Here is a 16,830-nt window from a genome sequence, read left to right as displayed (position 1 = left end):
CTGCTCGACTCGGCCGGAGGCGGCCGCCCGCAACTCCGGCGACCGCGTCCACGGTGCTCGGGATGGGGGACATGATGGGTGATTTACAAACCGCCCGAAGGCATTTCGACCGTGCCATGGCGATCAAGAGCAGTCAGGGCCGGGCGGCGGCGTTGCCCGAGTTCGTTGCCGCCACCGACGCCGACAAGTCGATGGCCGACGCGTGGCTGGGGCGCATCGCGTGCGGTGACAATGACCTGGCCTCGTTGCGACAGCTTTACGCCACCAGCGAATGGCTGCACCGCGAGACCACGCGCATCGGGCAGACACTGGCCGCCGAGATCCAGCTGGGTCCCTACATCGGCATCACCGTCACCGACGCCTCACAGGTCGGGCTGGCGTTGGCCTCCGCGTTGACGATCGCCGGCGAATACGCCGAGGCCGACAAGCTGCTGGCCAACCGTGACCTGTTGGACTCATGGACCAACTACCAGTGGCACCAGTTGGCCCGGACGTTTTTGATGTACCGCACGCAACGCTGGGGTGACGTGCTATTGGCCGCGGCCGAGGAGTTGCCCGCGCACGCCATCGTCATGTCGGCTGTGACAGCGTCGATTTGCGCGCTGGCCGCTCACGCCGCGGCCCACCTCGGCCAGGGCCGGGTCGCCCTGGACTGGCTGGACCGCGTCGACGTGGTCGGGCACACCCAGTCGTCTTCGCGGTTCGACGCCGACGTGCTGACGGCATCGATCGGTCCCGCCGACATACCGCTCCTGGTCGCCGATCTGGCCTATGTGCGGGGGATGGTGCACCGGCAGCTGCGTGAGGAGGACAAGGCCCAGGTCTGGCTTTCCAAGGCCACCATCAACGGGGTTCTGACCGAGGCGGCCAAGGAGGCCTTGGCCGACCCGAACCTGCACCTGGTCGTTACCGACGAGGAAACCATCGAGAGCCGTACCGACCGGTGGGACGCAGCGTCGGCCAAGAGCCGCGACGAACTCGATGACGACGCCGCCGCCGGTCGGCGCGCCGAGCTGTTGGCCGAGGGGCGAAAGCTGTTGGCCAAACAGGTGGGACTGGCCGCCGTCAAGGAAGCGGTCGCGGCGCTGGAAGATCAGCTCGAAGTGCGAACGATGCGGCTCGAGCATGGCCTGCCCGTGGAGGGCCAGACCAACCACATGCTTCTGGTCGGCCCGCCCGGTACCGGTAAGACGACCACCGCCGAGGCCCTGGGCAAGATCTATGCCGGCATGGGAATCGTGCGGCACCCCGAGATTCGGGAGGTGCGCCGTTCGGATTTCTGCGGCCATTTCATCGGCGAGTCCGGGCCCAAGACCAACGAGCTGATCGAAAAGTCGCTCGGGCGAATCATTTTCATGGACGAGTTCTATTCGCTGATCGAGCGCCACCAGGATGGCACGCCCGACATGATCGGCATGGAGGCCGTCAATCAGCTCCTGGTTGCGTTGGAAGCCCACCGATTCGATTTCTGTTTCATCGGGGCGGGCTACGAAGACCAGGTGGATGCGTTCCTCACGGTGAACCCGGGTTTGGCCGGCCGGTTCAACCGCAAGCTGCGGTTCGAGTCCTATTCGCCGGCAGAGATCGTCGAGATCGCGCACCGCTACGCCACGCCGCGCGCCAGCCTGCTTGACGATGGCGCCCGCGAAACGTTCCTGGACGCGGCGACGACCATCCGCAACTACACCACTCCCGGCGGGCGCCACGGCATCGACGCGATGCAGAACGGTAGGTTCGCGCGCAACGTCGTCGAGCGTGCCGAGGGCTTCCGTGACACGCGGGTGGTCGCACAAAAGCGCGCGGGCCAACCGGTGACCGTTGAGGACCTGCAGATCATCACCGCGGCCGACCTTCAGGCCGCGGTGCGCAGCGTGTGTTCAGACAACCGCGACATGGCGGCCATCGTCTGGTAACGGTTACGCCGGATCGAAGCGGAAGACGGCGAGCCGCCCCGCCAGTGCCTCGAATTCGTCAGCCGTTCCATCGCGCACCATCCCCGAGCGCTTCGCGAACGCCACCCCGACCGGAACTTCGGTGGGGAACGCCCGCAGTACCGGCCGGGCGTCTGTGGCTGATAGTTCGACGATCCGGACGCGCCGTGATCGTCGGCCCCGGCTGAGAGTGCCGGTGCCCGCGGCCCGGGCGTTGGCCGCCCAGTCGGCACCGGGATAGCCGGCCACCACATAAAGGCCGCCCCGGAAATCAAAGGGGGTCATCGGGGTGCTGCGTGGTTGACCCGACTTGCGGCCGGGCACGGTGAGCACCATGGCGGGCCCGGTCGGAATGCCGAGTCGTTGGACAGCCATCATGAACTTGTTCATCGGCTTGAGGTAGCGCGGGGGGCGCGGATCGGTCATCTCAGATTCCTACTTTCTCGTTGTCGAACATGCGCCGGTGTTCGGAAACCCAGTGCGCGAACGGAACTGGCGGACGGCCGAGGATCTTCTCCACGTCATCGGTCACCAGGGCGGGGCCGTCGAGCGTCTCGGCGAGCATGCGGATGTAGGCGTCGGCGAAGCCGGGCCCGAACCCGATGTCGACAAACCGTTGTCGCACGGCATCGGCGGGGATCTCGCGATACTGGAGCGGTCGGCCCAGGACACCGCCGATGACCTCGACCAGTTCCGAGTTGGTGAACGACCGGGGACCGGTCAGCGGGATCCGCTGTCCGACAAGTTCATCGGTGAGCAGCGCGTGGGCCGCAACGGCCGAGATGTCTGCTTCGACGATGGGCGCCGTCGATGCGGCGGCGTATGGCCCGGCGACCACATCGCCGGCGCGGATCTGCGCGGACCACATGCCGGCGAAGTTCGTGGCGAACACCGTGGGCCGCAGGCTCACCCAGGCCAGACCGGAGTCGACCGCGAGGCGTTCGACCTCCCTGTTGCGGTCCCCGCGAAACCGGGACGGTTGCCGGGTGACGTCGTCGTCGGCATTGATCGCCGACAGCGCGACCAGCTTGGTGACGCCGTCCCGCGCGCATTGCGCCACCACGTCTTCCAAGTGGCCGCCCAGCGCGCGCGAGTTCAGGAACACCGCGGAGGCGCCGGGCAGCGCGTCGGTGGCCGAACCGAACACCTCGACCTGCGGGGGAAAGCCGGCCGGCGCCGATTGCCGGGTGACGGCCCGAACGCGGGCACCCGCGGCGAGCAGCTCGGTGACGAGTGGACGCCCGACGTTGCCGGTCGCGCCCGTGACGACGATGGTCATAAGGGGGTTCCTTCCGTGAACTTCTTGCACTGCTGAAACGACGGGGCAAAAGGTGGGAAAGTTACATCGCAGAATGTGTAACTTTTTGCCCCAGCAGATCGTCGAAGAGTTATGAACCAGCCGTCGTCAGCCAGCGATCAGGTCAGCGAGGCCTGGCGTCGGCACCGTCCGTACCTGGTCAACCTCGCCTACCAGATGCTGGGTGACGTCGGCGAGGCGGAAGACATTGCGCAGGAAGCCTTTCTGCGACTCTCGCGCGCCGACGTCGGCGAGATCGAGGACACCCGCGGCTGGCTGACGGTGGTGGCGAGCCGCCTCTGCCTCGACCAGGTGCGCTCGGCGCGCGCCCGGTACGAGCGCGCGGGCGACATCGAGGACCAACCCGCGCCGCGCCGCGCCGACCCGGCCGACCGGGTCACCCTCGATGACGAGATCCGCACCGCGCTGCTGGAAGTCTTGCGCAGGCTCAGTCCCGGTGAACGCGTCGCCTTCGTGCTGCACGACGTATTCGGCGTCCCCTTCGAGTCGATTTCGCAGACGGTGGGCCGCCCGGTCGGCACCTGCCGTCAGCTGGCGCGCCGCGCACGGTCCAAATTCGAAGCCGCGCAACCGAAGCTGGCCGACGTCGCCCCCACCGAGCACCAGTTGGTGACCGAAAAGTTCATCGCCGCGTGCGCCAACGGTGACCTTCAGGCACTGGCCGCCGTCCTGGATCCGACGGTGTGGGGCGTGGGCACGATCCTGGCGGATCCGGCCCCGCCACCCCAGATCAACCACGGGCCGGATGCGGTGGCCACCAACCTGTTGCGCTACCTGTGGCCGGACGTGACCCTGGTCAGCGGTCCGGTCGGGGGACCGGTACTGCTGGCCTTCAGCGAGCGCCGCCTGTTCGCCGTCATCGTGCTGACGATCCGCGACTCCCGGGTGATGAAGATCGAGGCGATCGCCGACCCCTCGGCGCGCGCCTAGCCCTCACTTGTCCGTCGGGCGCTGTTCTTTCGCGCCGTCGGGACGCGCCGCGAAGTAGCCGGCGATGGTCGCGGTGACTTCGAGGAATTTGCGGCGCGTGGCCGGGGCCATCTCGTGGCTCACGTCGATGACGCCGCCGGGCCGCAGGTGGGGGTCGTAGGGCACTTCGATGACCGGCCGGCCGTGATCGGTGAACTCGCGAGCCAGCAGTGCCCGGGTGCGCTTGTCGGCGTGCCCGTCGGAATCGTTGAGCACCACGATGCTGTGCCGCAGCAGCGTGTCCAAGCCCTGGTCGGCCAGCCACTCCATGGTCCGCGCGGCGGCGGACGCGCCGTCGGCCCAGGGCGAGGACACCACGATCAGCGCGTCGAGGTCGCGCAGGACTTCCTGGGTGAGCGGCGAGTCCATCGTCGAGCCGCAGTCGACGACCGAGATCGTGAAATGGCGGTCCAGCCGCAGCGCGGCCTCCCGGTAAATCGCCGGATCGAGCACCCGGCGCGGGCCCGATGCGGGTTCGCCGGCGAGCACGTGCAGGCCCGCGGCATTACGGCCCAGCCGCGCCACCACGTCGTCGAACGATCGCAGGTTCTTGTCGGCGGTGAGCTCCCAGAACGAGCCCGTCGAGGCCGGATCGATGCGACTGCTGAGCCGGCCGAAGGCGGTGTCGGCGTCGATCGCCACGACGTGGTCCTGCTTGCGGAGTCCGGCGAACAGCGAGCCCACGCTCGCCGCCACCGACGTCTTTCCCACGCCGCCCTTGCCCAGCACGCCGACCTTGCGGTTGCCGTACAGGCGGGTCCGGATGGCCGCCTCGAACTGGGCCTCCTGCTGCTGGGTGGGCGACGGGCCCGGGTTGATCAGGCCGAAGGTGGCCAGCCGCACGACCCGTCGCCAACCGCGGTCCGGTAACTCGTCCCCCTTGGGGAGACCGGTGTGGGGCGCCTGCGGCGTCGCAGGAGGAGCGGCTTGGCCGGGCTGCTGGGGCGGCGGCCGAAACAAAGGCGGGGCGGCCGGAACCGTCTGGGTGGGCGGCGTCCAGCCCTGCGCCGGCGCAGCCGGCCGGGCTGGTGGGTGCGCAGGAGCAGCCGACGGCGGACGCGGGGGAGCGGGTCGCTGCGCCGCCGGGGACGTGGCGGGCTGGGGCTCCGGGGGGGCGGGCCGGGACTGTTGCGGGGTGGGGCCGGACGGGCGTGGTCCCGGGGTGCTGGGCCGCCCGGGCTGCAGACGGTCCCGCAGGAATTCGTCGCGCTCGTTCATGGGCTCCTCGCGTGCCGGGCTGCGTTCGTCGCGCCGATGGGCCGGCCGCGACGAACGTATTACGTGATAACCGCCACGGTCCAACCTGCGACGCCGGGTGTGACCAATTCCCGTCCAGTATCTCCTGCCGCGCCCCCGGCGCGACCCTGCAAACTCGGCACCGCGCGGCAACACGCAGCGGCGATGCCCCTGGCTGAGCGCTGAGCACGCTCGTATCCGCGTCCAGCAACCTCGGCAACCCACTCGAACCGCACGTCAGCAAACTCTCTGCGCAGGGCGGGACGGGAATTGGAATCCCTGGAATACGCGCAGCTATGGAAAGAATTCGCGGCCCCGGACGGGGGGCTGGCAGAATTGCGGATCAACGGCAGCAGCGAAATTTACGACGCTGCCAGCTGGCAGTTAGACTTGGCGAAGTTGGCATGTCAGGCGGGTATTGTCATATCGTTTTACGACTTGTCGAGACCGGTTCCAGGCCACCGTTCAGAGCTGCACGGACGTCCCTAACAGGATCACCTCCGCCTGGGGCACAGCCCATCGAGACAAGACCGACGGGGTTTTAGCCCGCAACCTTCGGGTGCGACCTCGGCGGGGCCGCTGCTAACGGCCGCGCAGAACGTTCAGGTGAAGGGTCAGGTGCATATGACGCCCAAGCGCGTCGGGTTATACAACCCCGCGTTCGAGCACGACGCGTGCGGGGTTGCCATGGTCGTCGATATGCACGGCCGTCGTAGCCGCGACATTGTGGACAAGGCAATCACTGCGCTGCTGAACCTCGAACACCGGGGTGCCCAGGGCGCCGAGCCTCGCAGCGGTGACGGTGCCGGCATCATGCTTCAGGTCCCGGACGCCTTCCTGCGCGAGGTCGTGGACTTCGAGCTGCCGCCGGAGGGCAGCTATGCCACCGGCATCGCGTTCCTGCCGCAGTCGTCCAAGGACGCGGCGACGGCGTGTGCCGCGGTGGAGAAGATCGCCGAAGCCGAGGGCCTGACGGTGCTGGGCTGGCGCAACGTGCCCATCGACGACTCGTCGCTGGGCGCGTTGTCCCGCGACGCGATGCCGACCTTCCGCCAGGTGTTCATGGCGGGCGCATCCGGTATGACGCTCGAGCGCCGCGCCTACGTGGTGCGTAAGCGCGCCGAGCACGAGCTGGGTACCAAGGGTCCGGGCCAGGACGGTCCCGGCCGCGAAACCGTATATTTCCCAAGCCTTTCCGGTCAGACGTTCGTCTACAAGGGGATGCTGACCACGCCTCAGCTCAAGGCGTTTTACCTTGACCTGCAAGACGATCGGTTGACCAGCGCGCTGGGTATTGTGCACTCGCGGTTCTCCACCAACACTTTCCCGTCGTGGCCGCTGGCGCATCCGTTCCGCCGCGTCGCACACAACGGTGAGATCAACACCGTCACCGGCAACGAGAACTGGATGAGGGCCCGCGAGGCTTTGATCAAGACCGACGTTTTCGGAGCGGAAGCCGACGTCGAGAAGTTGTTCCCGATCTGTACGCCGGGGGCGTCCGACACCGCGCGCTTCGATGAGGCGCTCGAACTGCTCCACCTGGGCGGGCGCAGCCTGGCCCACGCCGTGCTGATGATGATCCCCGAGGCCTGGGAACGCAACGAGTCGATGGACCCCGCGCGCCGGGCGTTCTACCAGTACCACGCTTCGTTGATGGAGCCGTGGGACGGCCCCGCGTCGATCACGTTCTCCGACGGAACCATCATCGGCGCCGTGCTCGACCGTAATGGCTTGCGCCCCTCGCGAATCTGGGTCACCGAGGACGGCCTGGTGGTCATGGCCTCCGAGGCCGGTGTGCTGGATCTGGACCCGGCCAAGGTGGTCCGCCGGATGCGGTTGCAGCCCGGCCGCATGTTCCTGGTGGACACCGCGCAGGGCCGCATCGTCGCCGACGAGGAGATCAAGGCGGAACTTGCCGCCGAGCACCCCTACCAGGAGTGGCTGGACAGGAACCTGGTGCCGCTCGACGACCTGCCGCAGGGCAACTACAAGCGGATGCCCCACGACCGACTGGTCAAGCGCCAGCAGATATTCGGCTACAGCTATGAGGAGCTCAACCTCTTGGTGGCGCCGATGGTGCGCAGCGGCGCCGAGCCGATCGGGTCGATGGGTACCGACACCCCGGTCGCCGTGCTCTCGCAGCGGCCCCGGATGCTGTACGACTACTTCCAGCAGCTCTTCGCGCAGGTGACCAACCCGCCGCTGGACGCCATCCGCGAGGAGGTGGTGACCAGTCTGCAGGGCACCACCGGTGGCGAGCGCGACCTGCTGACGCCGACCGAGCGCTCGTGTCACCAGATCGCGCTGTCGCAGCCGATTCTGCGTAACCGCGAGCTGGCGAAGCTGGTCAACCTCGACCCGGATGCCGAGGTCAATGGTCGACCGCATGGCATGCGTTCCAAGGTGATTCGCTGCCTTTACCCGGTAGCTGAGGGCGGCGCCGGCCTGGCTGCCGCGCTTGAGGAGGTGCGCGCGCAGGCGTCGGCGGCGATCGCTGACGGCGCGCGTGTGATCATCCTGTCCGACCGCGAATCCGACGAGAAGATGGCGCCCATCCCGTCGCTGCTCGCGGTGGCGGGGGTGCACCACCATCTGGTGCGCGACCGGACCCGGACCCACGTCGGGCTGGTGGTGGAAACCGGTGACGCCCGCGAGGTCCACCACATGGCCGCGCTGGTCGGCTTCGGTGCCGCGGCGATCAACCCGTACATGGCTTTCGAATCCATCGAGGACATGCTGGATCGCGGCGTGATCGAAGGCATCGACCGCAAGACGGCGCTGAACAACTACATCAAAGCCGCCGGTAAGGGTGTGCTGAAAGTCATGTCCAAGATGGGCATTTCGACGGTGGCGTCCTACACCGGCGCCCAGTTGTTCCAGGCGGTCGGCATTTCCGAGGACGTGCTCAGCGAGTACTTCACCGGCTTGAGCTGCCCGATCGGCGGCATCACCCTGGACGACATCGCCGCCGACGTCGCCGCGCGGCACGCGCTGGCCTACCTGGATCGCCCGGACGAGCGGGCCCACCGTGAGCTCGAGGTCGGCGGGGAATACCAGTGGCGCCGCGAGGGCGAGTACCACCTGTTCAACCCCGAGACCGTCTTCAAGCTGCAGCACGCCACGCGCACCGGCCAGTACAAGGTGTTCAAGGACTACACCCGCCTGGTCGACGACCAGAGTGAGCGGATGGCGTCGCTGCGCGGCCTGCTCAAGTTCCGGGCCGGAATCAACACCCCGGTCCCCCTGGACGAAGTCGAGCCCGCCAGCGAGATCGTCAAGCGGTTCTCGACCGGGGCGATGAGCTATGGCTCGATCTCCGCCGAGGCGCACGAGACGCTGGCCATCGCGATGAACCGGCTGGGCGGCCGGTCCAACTGCGGTGAGGGCGGCGAAGACGTCAAGCGGTTCGACCGCGATCCGAACGGCGATTGGCGGCGCAGCTCGATCAAGCAGGTCGCCTCCGGGCGATTCGGCGTCACGTCGCACTACCTGACGAACTGCACCGACATCCAGATCAAGATGGCCCAAGGTGCGAAACCCGGTGAGGGCGGCCAGCTTCCGGGGCACAAGGTGTACCCGTGGGTCGCCGAGGTTCGCCACTCCACCCCCGGTGTCGGCCTGATCTCGCCGCCGCCGCACCACGACATCTATTCCATCGAGGATCTGGCGCAGCTGATCCACGACCTGAAGAACGCCAACCCGTCCGCGCGGGTGCACGTGAAGCTGGTCTCCGAGAACGGCGTCGGCACGGTGGCCGCGGGGGTGTCCAAGGCCCACGCCGACGTGGTGCTGATCTCCGGGCACGACGGCGGGACCGGTGCGACGCCGCTGACTTCGATGAAGCACGCCGGGGCCCCGTGGGAGCTGGGGCTGGCCGAGACGCAGCAGACGTTGCTGCTGAACGGATTACGCGACCGGATCGTGGTCCAGGTCGATGGTCAGCTCAAGACGGGGCGCGACGTGATGATCGCGGCGCTGCTGGGCGCCGAGGAATTCGGCTTCGCCACCGCGCCGCTGGTGGTCTCCGGCTGCATCATGATGCGGGTCTGCCACCTGGACACCTGCCCCGTCGGCGTGGCCACCCAGAACCCGGTGCTGCGCGAACGCTTCACCGGCAAGCCCGAGTTCGTCGAGAACTTCTTCATGTTCATCGCCGAAGAGGTCCGCGAATACATGGCGCAGTTGGGATTCCGCACGCTCAACGAGGCCGTGGGCCAGGTGAAGTCCTTGGACATGACGCTGGCGCGGGCCCACTGGAAGGCACACCGGCTGGATCTGGCCCCGGTTCTGCACGAGCCGGAATCGGCGTTCATGAACCAGGACCTGTACTGCAGCTCGCGCCAGGACCACGGCCTGGACAAGGCGCTGGACCAGCAGTTGATCGTGATGAGTCGCGAGGCGCTGGACTCCGGAAAGCCGGTGCGGTTCTCCACGACCATCAGCAACGTCAACCGCACGGTGGGCACCATGCTCGGCCACGAGGTCACCAAAGCCTATGGCGGACAAGGATTGCCGGACGGAACCATCGACATCACCTTCGACGGGTCGGCCGGCAACAGCTTCGGCGCTTTCGTGCCGCGGGGCATCACGCTGCGCGTCTACGGCGACGCCAACGACTACGTCGGCAAGGGCCTGTCCGGTGGACGGATCGTGGTTCGGCCGTCGGACGACGCCCCCCAGGACTACGTCGCCGAGGACAACATCATCGGCGGCAACGTGATCCTGTTCGGCGCGACCAGCGGTGAGGCGTACCTGCGCGGCGTCGTCGGTGAGCGATTCGCGGTCCGTAACTCCGGGGCACACGCCGTCGTCGAGGGCGTCGGCGACCACGGCTGCGAGTACATGACCGGCGGCAAGGTTGTCGTCCTGGGCCGCACCGGCCGTAACTTCGCGGCGGGCATGTCCGGCGGCGTGGCCTACATTTACGATCCGCAGGGCGAATTCCCAGGCAATCTCAACGCGGAGATGGTCGAGCTCGAGAGCTTGGATAAAGATGACTACGAGTGGTTGCACGGCATGATTCAGGCACACGTTGATGCCACCGATTCCGCTGTCGGCCAGCGGATTCTGGGTGACTGGACGCAACACCAGCGGCACTTCGCCAAGGTGATGCCGCGGGACTACAAGCGGGTGTTGCAGGCCATCGCCGAAGCGGAACGCGACGGCGCGGATGTCGACAAGGCGATCATGGCGGCCGCGCATGGCTGATCCGAGCGGCTTCCTGAAATACACGCATCGGGAACTGCCGAAGCGTCGGCCCGTCCCGATTCGGCTGCGCGACTGGCATGAGGTCTACGAAGAATTCGACAACGAGACCTTGCGCGAGCAGGCGACCCGCTGCATGGACTGCGGTATTCCCTTCTGCCACAACGGTTGCCCGTTGGGCAACTTGATTCCGGAGTGGAACGACCTGGTGCGCAGGGATCGGTGGCGCGACGCCATCGAGCGACTGCACGCCACCAACAACTTCCCGGACTTCACCGGGCGCCTGTGCCCCGCTCCCTGCGAGCCGGCCTGTGTGCTCGGCATCAACCAGGATCCGGTGACGATCAAGCAGATCGAGCTGGAGATCATCGACAAGGCTTTCGACGAGGGCTGGGTGCGGCCGTTGCCGCCGGACACGAAGACCGGGAAAAAGGTCGCCGTGGTCGGTTCCGGGCCGGCGGGGCTGGCCGCCGCTCAGCAGTTGACGCGCGCCGGCCACACCGTCACGGTGTTCGAGCGGGCCGATCGCATCGGTGGACTGCTGCGCTACGGCATCCCGGAATTCAAGATGGAAAAGCGTGTCCTCGACCGCCGGCTGGACCAAATGCGGGCCGAGGGAACCGAATTCCGGGTGGGGGTCAACGTCGGAGTCGACATCACCGCCGAGCAACTGCGCGCCGATTTCGACGCCGTGGTGCTGGCCGGCGGTGCCACCGCGGGACGTGATCTGCCCGTCCCCGGCCGCGAACTGGACGGCATCCACCAAGCGATGGAATACCTGCCGTGGGGCAACCGCGTGCAGGAGGGCGACGACGTGCTGGGCCCCGACGGCGAGCCGCCGATCACCGCCAAGGACAAGAAGGTCGTCATCATCGGTGGCGGCGACACCGGGGCCGACTGCCTGGGTACCGCGCATCGCCAGGGTGCGGCGATCATCCACCAGTTCGAGATCATGCCGCGCCCGCCGGAAACCCGCGCCCCGTCCACCCCGTGGCCGACCTACCCGCTGATGTACCGGGTGTCCTCGGCGCACGAAGAGGGCGGCGAGCGGGTGTTCTCGGTCAACACCGAGGAGTTCGTCGGCGAAGACGGTCATGTGACGGCGCTCAAGGCGCACGAGGTGGCCATGCAGGACGGCAAGTTCGTCAAGCTCGAGGGATCCGAGTTCGAACTCGAGGTCGACCTGGTGTTGCTGGCGATGGGATTCGTCGGGCCCGAGAAGGAGGGCCTGCTCACCGACCTTGAGGTGAAGCTCACCGAGCGGGGCAACGTCGCCCGCGGCGCCGACTTCGACACCTCGGTGCCGGGCGTCTTCGTCGCCGGTGACATGGGGCGTGGCCAGTCGCTGATCGTCTGGGCGATAGCTGAGGGCAGGGCCGCAGCGGCTGCGGCGGACCGATTTCTGATGGGGTCGACCGCGCTCCCTGCGCCGGTCAAGCCCACCGCCGTGCCGCTCCAGTAGTAACACCAGTCACACCAGAAACACGGCCGACTTCGCTCGGCGAGCCTCCCACTGTTTGCCAGGTGGTGGGTGTCTAATAACCCGTTGTGAGCCCGCTCACATGGGGGTCACACCGGTTTCCCGGTTGAACGGACCGATCGCAGGAGAAATTCTTGTGCATATTCACCCATTACCTCGGTCACGGATGGGGCGAATCGCCTGGTCATGGTTGCGTCACCCGGTGAAGAGTCGCGAGTTTCCGGCTAAGCACGAGCGTCTGGTGACCGCTCAGGACTTGCTGCTCTTCGGTGCGTGACCGCTCGGCCGACGCCCTGACCGGCGTACGGGGGGTTTGCTCAGAATGCGGCCGGCGAGATTTTCGCCGGGCGACCCGCCATGCGTCCGGGAAAGCGGCCTCACCGCTCCTATAGACCCGAGTCGCGGATCGCCTCGGCGAGCGGCTCCAGCACAGCCGGGTCGTGCGGCGGCGGCAGGTAGACGATGCCCAGATCCAATCCTTCGGCGGCCAGCCCCGCGGCGTCGGCGATGACCTTCCCGTAATCGAGGTCCGGCTCCAGCCGCAGGTGGGCCGAGAGCGTGATCTCCTTGGGGTCGCGGCCGATGTCCGCGCAGTGCGAGGCCAGCACGTCACGCTTGCGGGCGAAAACGTCGGGCGGACCACCCACGAAATTCCAGTGCTGGGCGTAGCGGGCGGTGATCCGTAGGGTGCGCTTCTCCCCACTGCCGCCGATGCAGATCGGTGGGTGCGGTCGCTGCGGACCCTTGGGCTCGTTGCGGGCGCCTTTGAGCTGGTAGAACTTGCCGTCGAAGTCGGTGGTCTCCTGGCTGAGCAGGCTGGTCAGTACCTCGCACGCCTCCTCGAAGCGGTCGAAGCGTTCCTTGATGCTGCCCAACTCGATGCCGTAGGCGCCGGATTCCTCTTCGTTCCAGCCGGCGCCGATCCCCAGTTCGAGCCGTCCGTTCGAAATGATGTCGACGGCGGCCGCCATGTTGGCCAGCACCGCGGGATGGCGGTAGTGGATCCCGGTCACCAGCGTGCCCACCCGCAGCCGTTTGGTGGCCTGCGCGAGCGCGGTCAACGTCGTCCAGCCCTCCAGGCAGGGGCCGCTGCTGTCGGAGAAGATCGGATAGAAGTGGTCGAAGGTCCACCCGGACTCGTAGACCTCGATGTCATCGGCCGCTTGCCAGACGGCCAGCATCTGTGCCCAGGTGGTGTTTTGCGGAGAAGTCTTGAACGCGAATCGCATGCCACCGACGTTAGTCGGTGTTTATGAAGGGCAACTAAACTTGACCGCGCCATGACTTGTCTTTGTTGTTCCCTGGGAATCGACACCAAGATCACCCTGCTGGCGGCGGGCCTGATATTCCTGCTGGCGCTGATTCTGGGCGTGTGGAAATACCGCGAGATGATGACGTCCGAGAATCACCTTGCGCATCCCTACGTCGACATCGCCCACCGGGCGGCGCTGCTGTATTCGTTCGCGACGCTGCTGCTCGCAGTCTTCGTGCAGCTGAGCGCCTGGCCGGTCTGGGTGAACCTGACGGCCGCGGGAGTGGTCGTGTTCTTTTTCGTGGCGGCCATCCTGGCCTACATCAGCCACGGGGCACGACGCGACACCGTCAACCAGTTCGAAAACGCCGACGGGCGAACCGCGGTCGCGATGGCGTTGCTGATCGCCGGGGAGATCGGCGGCTTCAGTGTGCTGCTCGCCGGGTTCGTGGCCGCCCAGCTGTGGTGATAGGGGCGGGCACACTGGAGCCATGGATCCGGTAGCGGCGTTACGGCAGATCGCCTACTTCAAGGACCGGAGCCGCCACGACCCTAGGCGCGTGATGGCGTATCGTAACGCGGCCGACATCATCGAGGGGCTCGACCAGGCGACCCGGGAGCGGCACGGCCAGGCCAACAGCTGGCAGTCGCTGCCGGGCATCGGTCCCAAGACGGCCAAGGTCATCGATCAGGCGTGGTCCGGCCGCGAACCCGACCTGCTGGTCGAACTCCGGTCCAGCGCCGAGGATCTCGGTGGCGGCGACATCCGTTCCGCGTTGCGCGGCGACCTGCATCTGCACTCCAACTGGTCCGACGGCTCGGCGCCGATCGAGGAGATGATGGCGTCCGCCGCGGCGCTGGGGCACGAGTACTGCGCGCTGACCGACCACTCGCCACGGCTGACCATCGCCAACGGCCTCTCGCCGGAGCGGTTGCGCAAACAGCTCGACGTGATCGACGGCCTGCGGGAGAAGTTCGCGCCGATGCGCATCCTGACCGGGATCGAGGTCGACATCCTCGACGACGGCAGCCTTGATCAGGAACCCGAGTTGCTGGAGCGCCTCGACGTGGTGGTGGCCAGCGTTCATTCCAAGCTGTCGATGGACGCCCCGGCGATGACCCGGCGCATGCTGCGCGCGGTGGCCAATCCGCACGCTGATGTGCTGGGTCACTGCACCGGCCGGCTGGTGTCGGGGAATCGCGGGATCAGGCCGGAATCCAAGTTCGACGCCGAGGCGGTGTTCACCGCGTGCCGCGATCACGGCACCGCGGTGGAGATCAACTCCCGGCCCGAGCGCCGCGATCCGCCGACCCGGCTGCTGAACCTGGCGCTGGAGATCGGGTGCGTGTTCACCATCGATACCGACGCCCACGCGCCCGGCCAGCTGGATTTCCTCGGTTACGGCGCCCAGCGCGCGTTGGATGCGGGCGTTCCCGTCGACCGGATCGTGAACACCTGGCCGGCCGAGCGGCTGCTGGAGTGGACCGGCGCCAATTAGTCCGGCAGGTGCGGCATTTCGAAGCCCGGGTCGCGGCCCAGCAGCACCGCGGGCGTGAGCGCCGCCTTGCCGTAGCGGCGGCGCACCCGGTCGATGGCCGCGTCGATGGCATCGCCCGGAGCGCGATGCTTCGGCTCTCCGAAAGGCAGCATCAGCTGCTGGGAGCCGCTGCGGTCGATGCCCGACACCGCGAAGCCGACCAACGTCAGGCCGCGCTGCGCGATGAGCGGCGCCGCGTCCGCGACCAGCCGGCGCGCGGCGGCCAGCAGGGGCGCGGTGGACGAGGTGGCCCACGGCAGCGTGTGCGACCGGGTCGCGCGGGTGAAGTCGGCGAAGCGCAGCCGCAGCACCACCGTGCGACCGGTGCGCCCGGCGGCGCGCATGCGGCCGGTGATGCGGTCGATCAGGTTGACCACCACGGCATCGATCTCGTTGGGCGACATGGTGTTTCCGGCGCGGCCCAGAGCCCGCTGCGCGCCGACGGATCGGCGACGTACGGCGGTGGTCACCCGCCGGCGGTCGATATTGCGGGACAGCGCGTACAGCTGGCGGCCCATCGCACCGCCCACCATGGAGCCCAGTGCCGATTCGCTGAGCTCGGCGACGTCGGCGACGGTGACGATGCCGTGCGCGCGCAGCTTCTCGGCGGTCACCGCGCCCACGCCCCAGAGCCGGCGCACCGGCAGCGGCCGCAAGAAGGTCAGCTCCTGATCGGGCGGCACCAGCAGCAGCCCGTCCGGCTTGGCCTCCTGGCTGGCGACCTTAGCGAGGAACTTCGTGCGGGCGACGCCGACGGTGATCGGCAGCCCGACGCGGTCACGCACGTCCGCCCGCAGGCGCTCGGCGATCGCGACCGGCGTGCCGCTGACCCGGCGCAGTCCGCCGACATCGAGGAAGGCCTCGTCCACCGACAGCGCCTCGACGATCGGGGAGCAATCCCGGAACACCTCGAAGACGGCGTCACTGGCGCGCGAATAGGCGCTCATCCGCGGAGGCACCACGACGGCCTGCGGGCACAGCCGCCGGGCCTGGGACCCGCCCATGGCGGTGCGCACGCCGAAAGCCTTGGCCTCGTAGCTCGCGGCCAGCACCACACCGCCGCCCACGATCACCGGGCGGCCACGCAGGGTCGGGTCGTCGCGCTGTTCGACGGACGCGTAGAAGGAGTCGAGGTCCGCGTGCAGGATGGACGCATCGCACCGCACGAACATATGTTCGCACAGAGTGCCGACAAGCCGCTGTCAGCAGGCGTCGCCGTAGACGCTGCTGACCCAGATGTGCACCAGCGTGTCGAGCAGTTGCTCGCTGGGCACCGACGGTCGCGCGTCGGCGAACGAGCTGAGCATGACCTTTTCGTTGAGCAGGTTCAGCGCCGCGGACAGGTGGTGGGCCGGCAGCGTCACCGGCGCCGCGCCGCGGGCGCGCTCGGCTTCGATCACGGTGGTGATGTGGTCGACCCATTTCTGCATGAAGCGCGACCACAGGTCGTCGACATCCTTGTTGCTGCGCGCGGCGTCGGCGGCCAATGACACCGCGCGATGCGCTCCGAAGGTCTCGACGAACACGTTGATCCCGATGCGCCACAACGCTTTCAGGTCGGCGGGCGGGTTGGTGACCATGGTCTCCAGCGCGGAGTCTGCCTCCATGATCACGCGCTCGAAGAGGGTGAGCAGCACCGCGTCCTTGGACGGGAAATAAAAGTAGAACGTCGGCCGGGACAGGCCGGCGCCCTTGGCCAGGTCGTCGACGGAGATGTCCGCGAGCGGGCGTTCGCGCAGCAGCTGCTCGGCGGTGGACAGGATGGCCAGTTCGCGGTCGTCGCCGGACGGGCGCGCGGAGCGCCGGCCGTGGTGGGTGCGGGCGGAACCGGCGGTAGTCACGGCCGCTACTTTACATGTTGTCGAAAGTTTCGACACCGTGTTGACTAGTTCAACACCGTG

Annotated in this window: 12 protein-coding genes; 6 read left to right on the top strand and 6 right to left on the bottom strand. The window is 67.7% G+C overall.

Annotated features, from left to right (window positions below; genetic code table 11):
- Window positions 1-71 precede the first annotated feature (71 nt).
- Window positions 72-1,913 (top strand): type VII secretion system ESX-2 AAA family ATPase EccA2, encoded by a 1,842-nt coding sequence (eccA2, locus tag ACZYVJ_RS14155; RefSeq protein WP_463832991.1) that lies wholly within the window; start codon window positions 72-74, stop codon window positions 1,911-1,913.
- A gap of 3 nt (window positions 1,914-1,916) precedes the next feature.
- On the opposite strand, the gene ACZYVJ_RS14150 is transcribed toward eccA2, so the two are convergent.
- Both ACZYVJ_RS14150 and ACZYVJ_RS14145 read right to left on the bottom strand, forming a co-directional pair.
- The gene (locus ACZYVJ_RS14150; RefSeq protein ID WP_463831575.1) at window positions 1,917-2,357 is read right to left on the bottom strand and encodes a nitroreductase family deazaflavin-dependent oxidoreductase; all 441 of its coding nucleotides are present in this window, start codon (window positions 2,355-2,357) and stop codon (window positions 1,917-1,919) included.
- A 1-nt stretch (window position 2,358) separates the two neighbouring features.
- Complete coding sequence (locus ACZYVJ_RS14145; RefSeq protein WP_463831574.1) at window positions 2,359-3,210, bottom strand: NAD(P)H-binding protein; 852 nt, start codon at window positions 3,208-3,210, stop codon at window positions 2,359-2,361.
- Between the two features lie 111 nt (window positions 3,211-3,321).
- On the opposite strand from ACZYVJ_RS14145, the gene sigI reads away from it, so the two are divergent.
- The gene (gene sigI, locus ACZYVJ_RS14140) at window positions 3,322-4,179 is read left to right on the top strand and encodes an RNA polymerase sigma factor SigI (RefSeq protein ID WP_463831573.1); all 858 of its coding nucleotides are present in this window, start codon (window positions 3,322-3,324) and stop codon (window positions 4,177-4,179) included.
- Between the two features lie 3 nt (window positions 4,180-4,182).
- Here the strand turns inward: sigI and ACZYVJ_RS14135 are convergent, their stop codons facing one another.
- The gene (locus ACZYVJ_RS14135; protein WP_463831572.1) at window positions 4,183-5,436 is read right to left on the bottom strand and encodes a MinD/ParA family ATP-binding protein; all 1,254 of its coding nucleotides are present in this window, start codon (window positions 5,434-5,436) and stop codon (window positions 4,183-4,185) included.
- A gap of 642 nt (window positions 5,437-6,078) precedes the next feature.
- On the opposite strand from ACZYVJ_RS14135, the gene gltB reads away from it, so the two are divergent.
- The gene (gene gltB, locus ACZYVJ_RS14130) at window positions 6,079-10,662 is read left to right on the top strand and encodes a glutamate synthase large subunit (protein WP_463831570.1); all 4,584 of its coding nucleotides are present in this window, start codon (window positions 6,079-6,081) and stop codon (window positions 10,660-10,662) included.
- A complete protein-coding gene (locus ACZYVJ_RS14125; protein WP_463831569.1) occupies window positions 10,655-12,121 on the top strand; it encodes a glutamate synthase subunit beta in 1,467 nt (488 codons plus the stop codon). The genes gltB and ACZYVJ_RS14125 overlap by 8 nt, the downstream gene beginning before the upstream one ends.
- A 404-nt stretch (window positions 12,122-12,525) precedes the next feature.
- On the opposite strand, the gene ACZYVJ_RS14120 is transcribed toward ACZYVJ_RS14125, so the two are convergent.
- The gene (locus ACZYVJ_RS14120) at window positions 12,526-13,368 is read right to left on the bottom strand and encodes an LLM class F420-dependent oxidoreductase (protein WP_463831568.1); all 843 of its coding nucleotides are present in this window, start codon (window positions 13,366-13,368) and stop codon (window positions 12,526-12,528) included.
- Between the two features lie 51 nt (window positions 13,369-13,419).
- Between ACZYVJ_RS14120 and ACZYVJ_RS14115 the strand changes: the two genes are divergently transcribed.
- Window positions 13,420-13,860: a hypothetical protein gene (locus tag ACZYVJ_RS14115; protein WP_463831567.1), complete on the top strand. Its 441-nt coding sequence runs from the start codon at window positions 13,420-13,422 to the stop codon at window positions 13,858-13,860.
- A 22-nt stretch (window positions 13,861-13,882) separates the two neighbouring features.
- A complete protein-coding gene (locus ACZYVJ_RS14110) occupies window positions 13,883-14,890 on the top strand; it encodes a PHP domain-containing protein (RefSeq protein ID WP_463831566.1) in 1,008 nt (335 codons plus the stop codon).
- Here ACZYVJ_RS14110 and dinB read toward each other — a convergent pair.
- Window positions 14,887-16,101 (bottom strand): DNA polymerase IV, encoded by a 1,215-nt coding sequence (gene dinB, locus ACZYVJ_RS14105; protein ID WP_463831565.1) that lies wholly within the window; start codon window positions 16,099-16,101, stop codon window positions 14,887-14,889. The genes ACZYVJ_RS14110 and dinB overlap by 4 nt on opposite strands.
- Before the next feature lie 30 nt (window positions 16,102-16,131).
- Window positions 16,132-16,770 (bottom strand): TetR/AcrR family transcriptional regulator, encoded by a 639-nt coding sequence (locus tag ACZYVJ_RS14100; protein WP_463831564.1) that lies wholly within the window; start codon window positions 16,768-16,770, stop codon window positions 16,132-16,134.
- Window positions 16,771-16,830: the final 60 nt, after the last annotated feature.

The organism is Mycobacterium sp. IDUB_3 (assembly GCF_055419585.1).
This window is presented reverse-complemented; position numbering and strand designations above follow the sequence as displayed.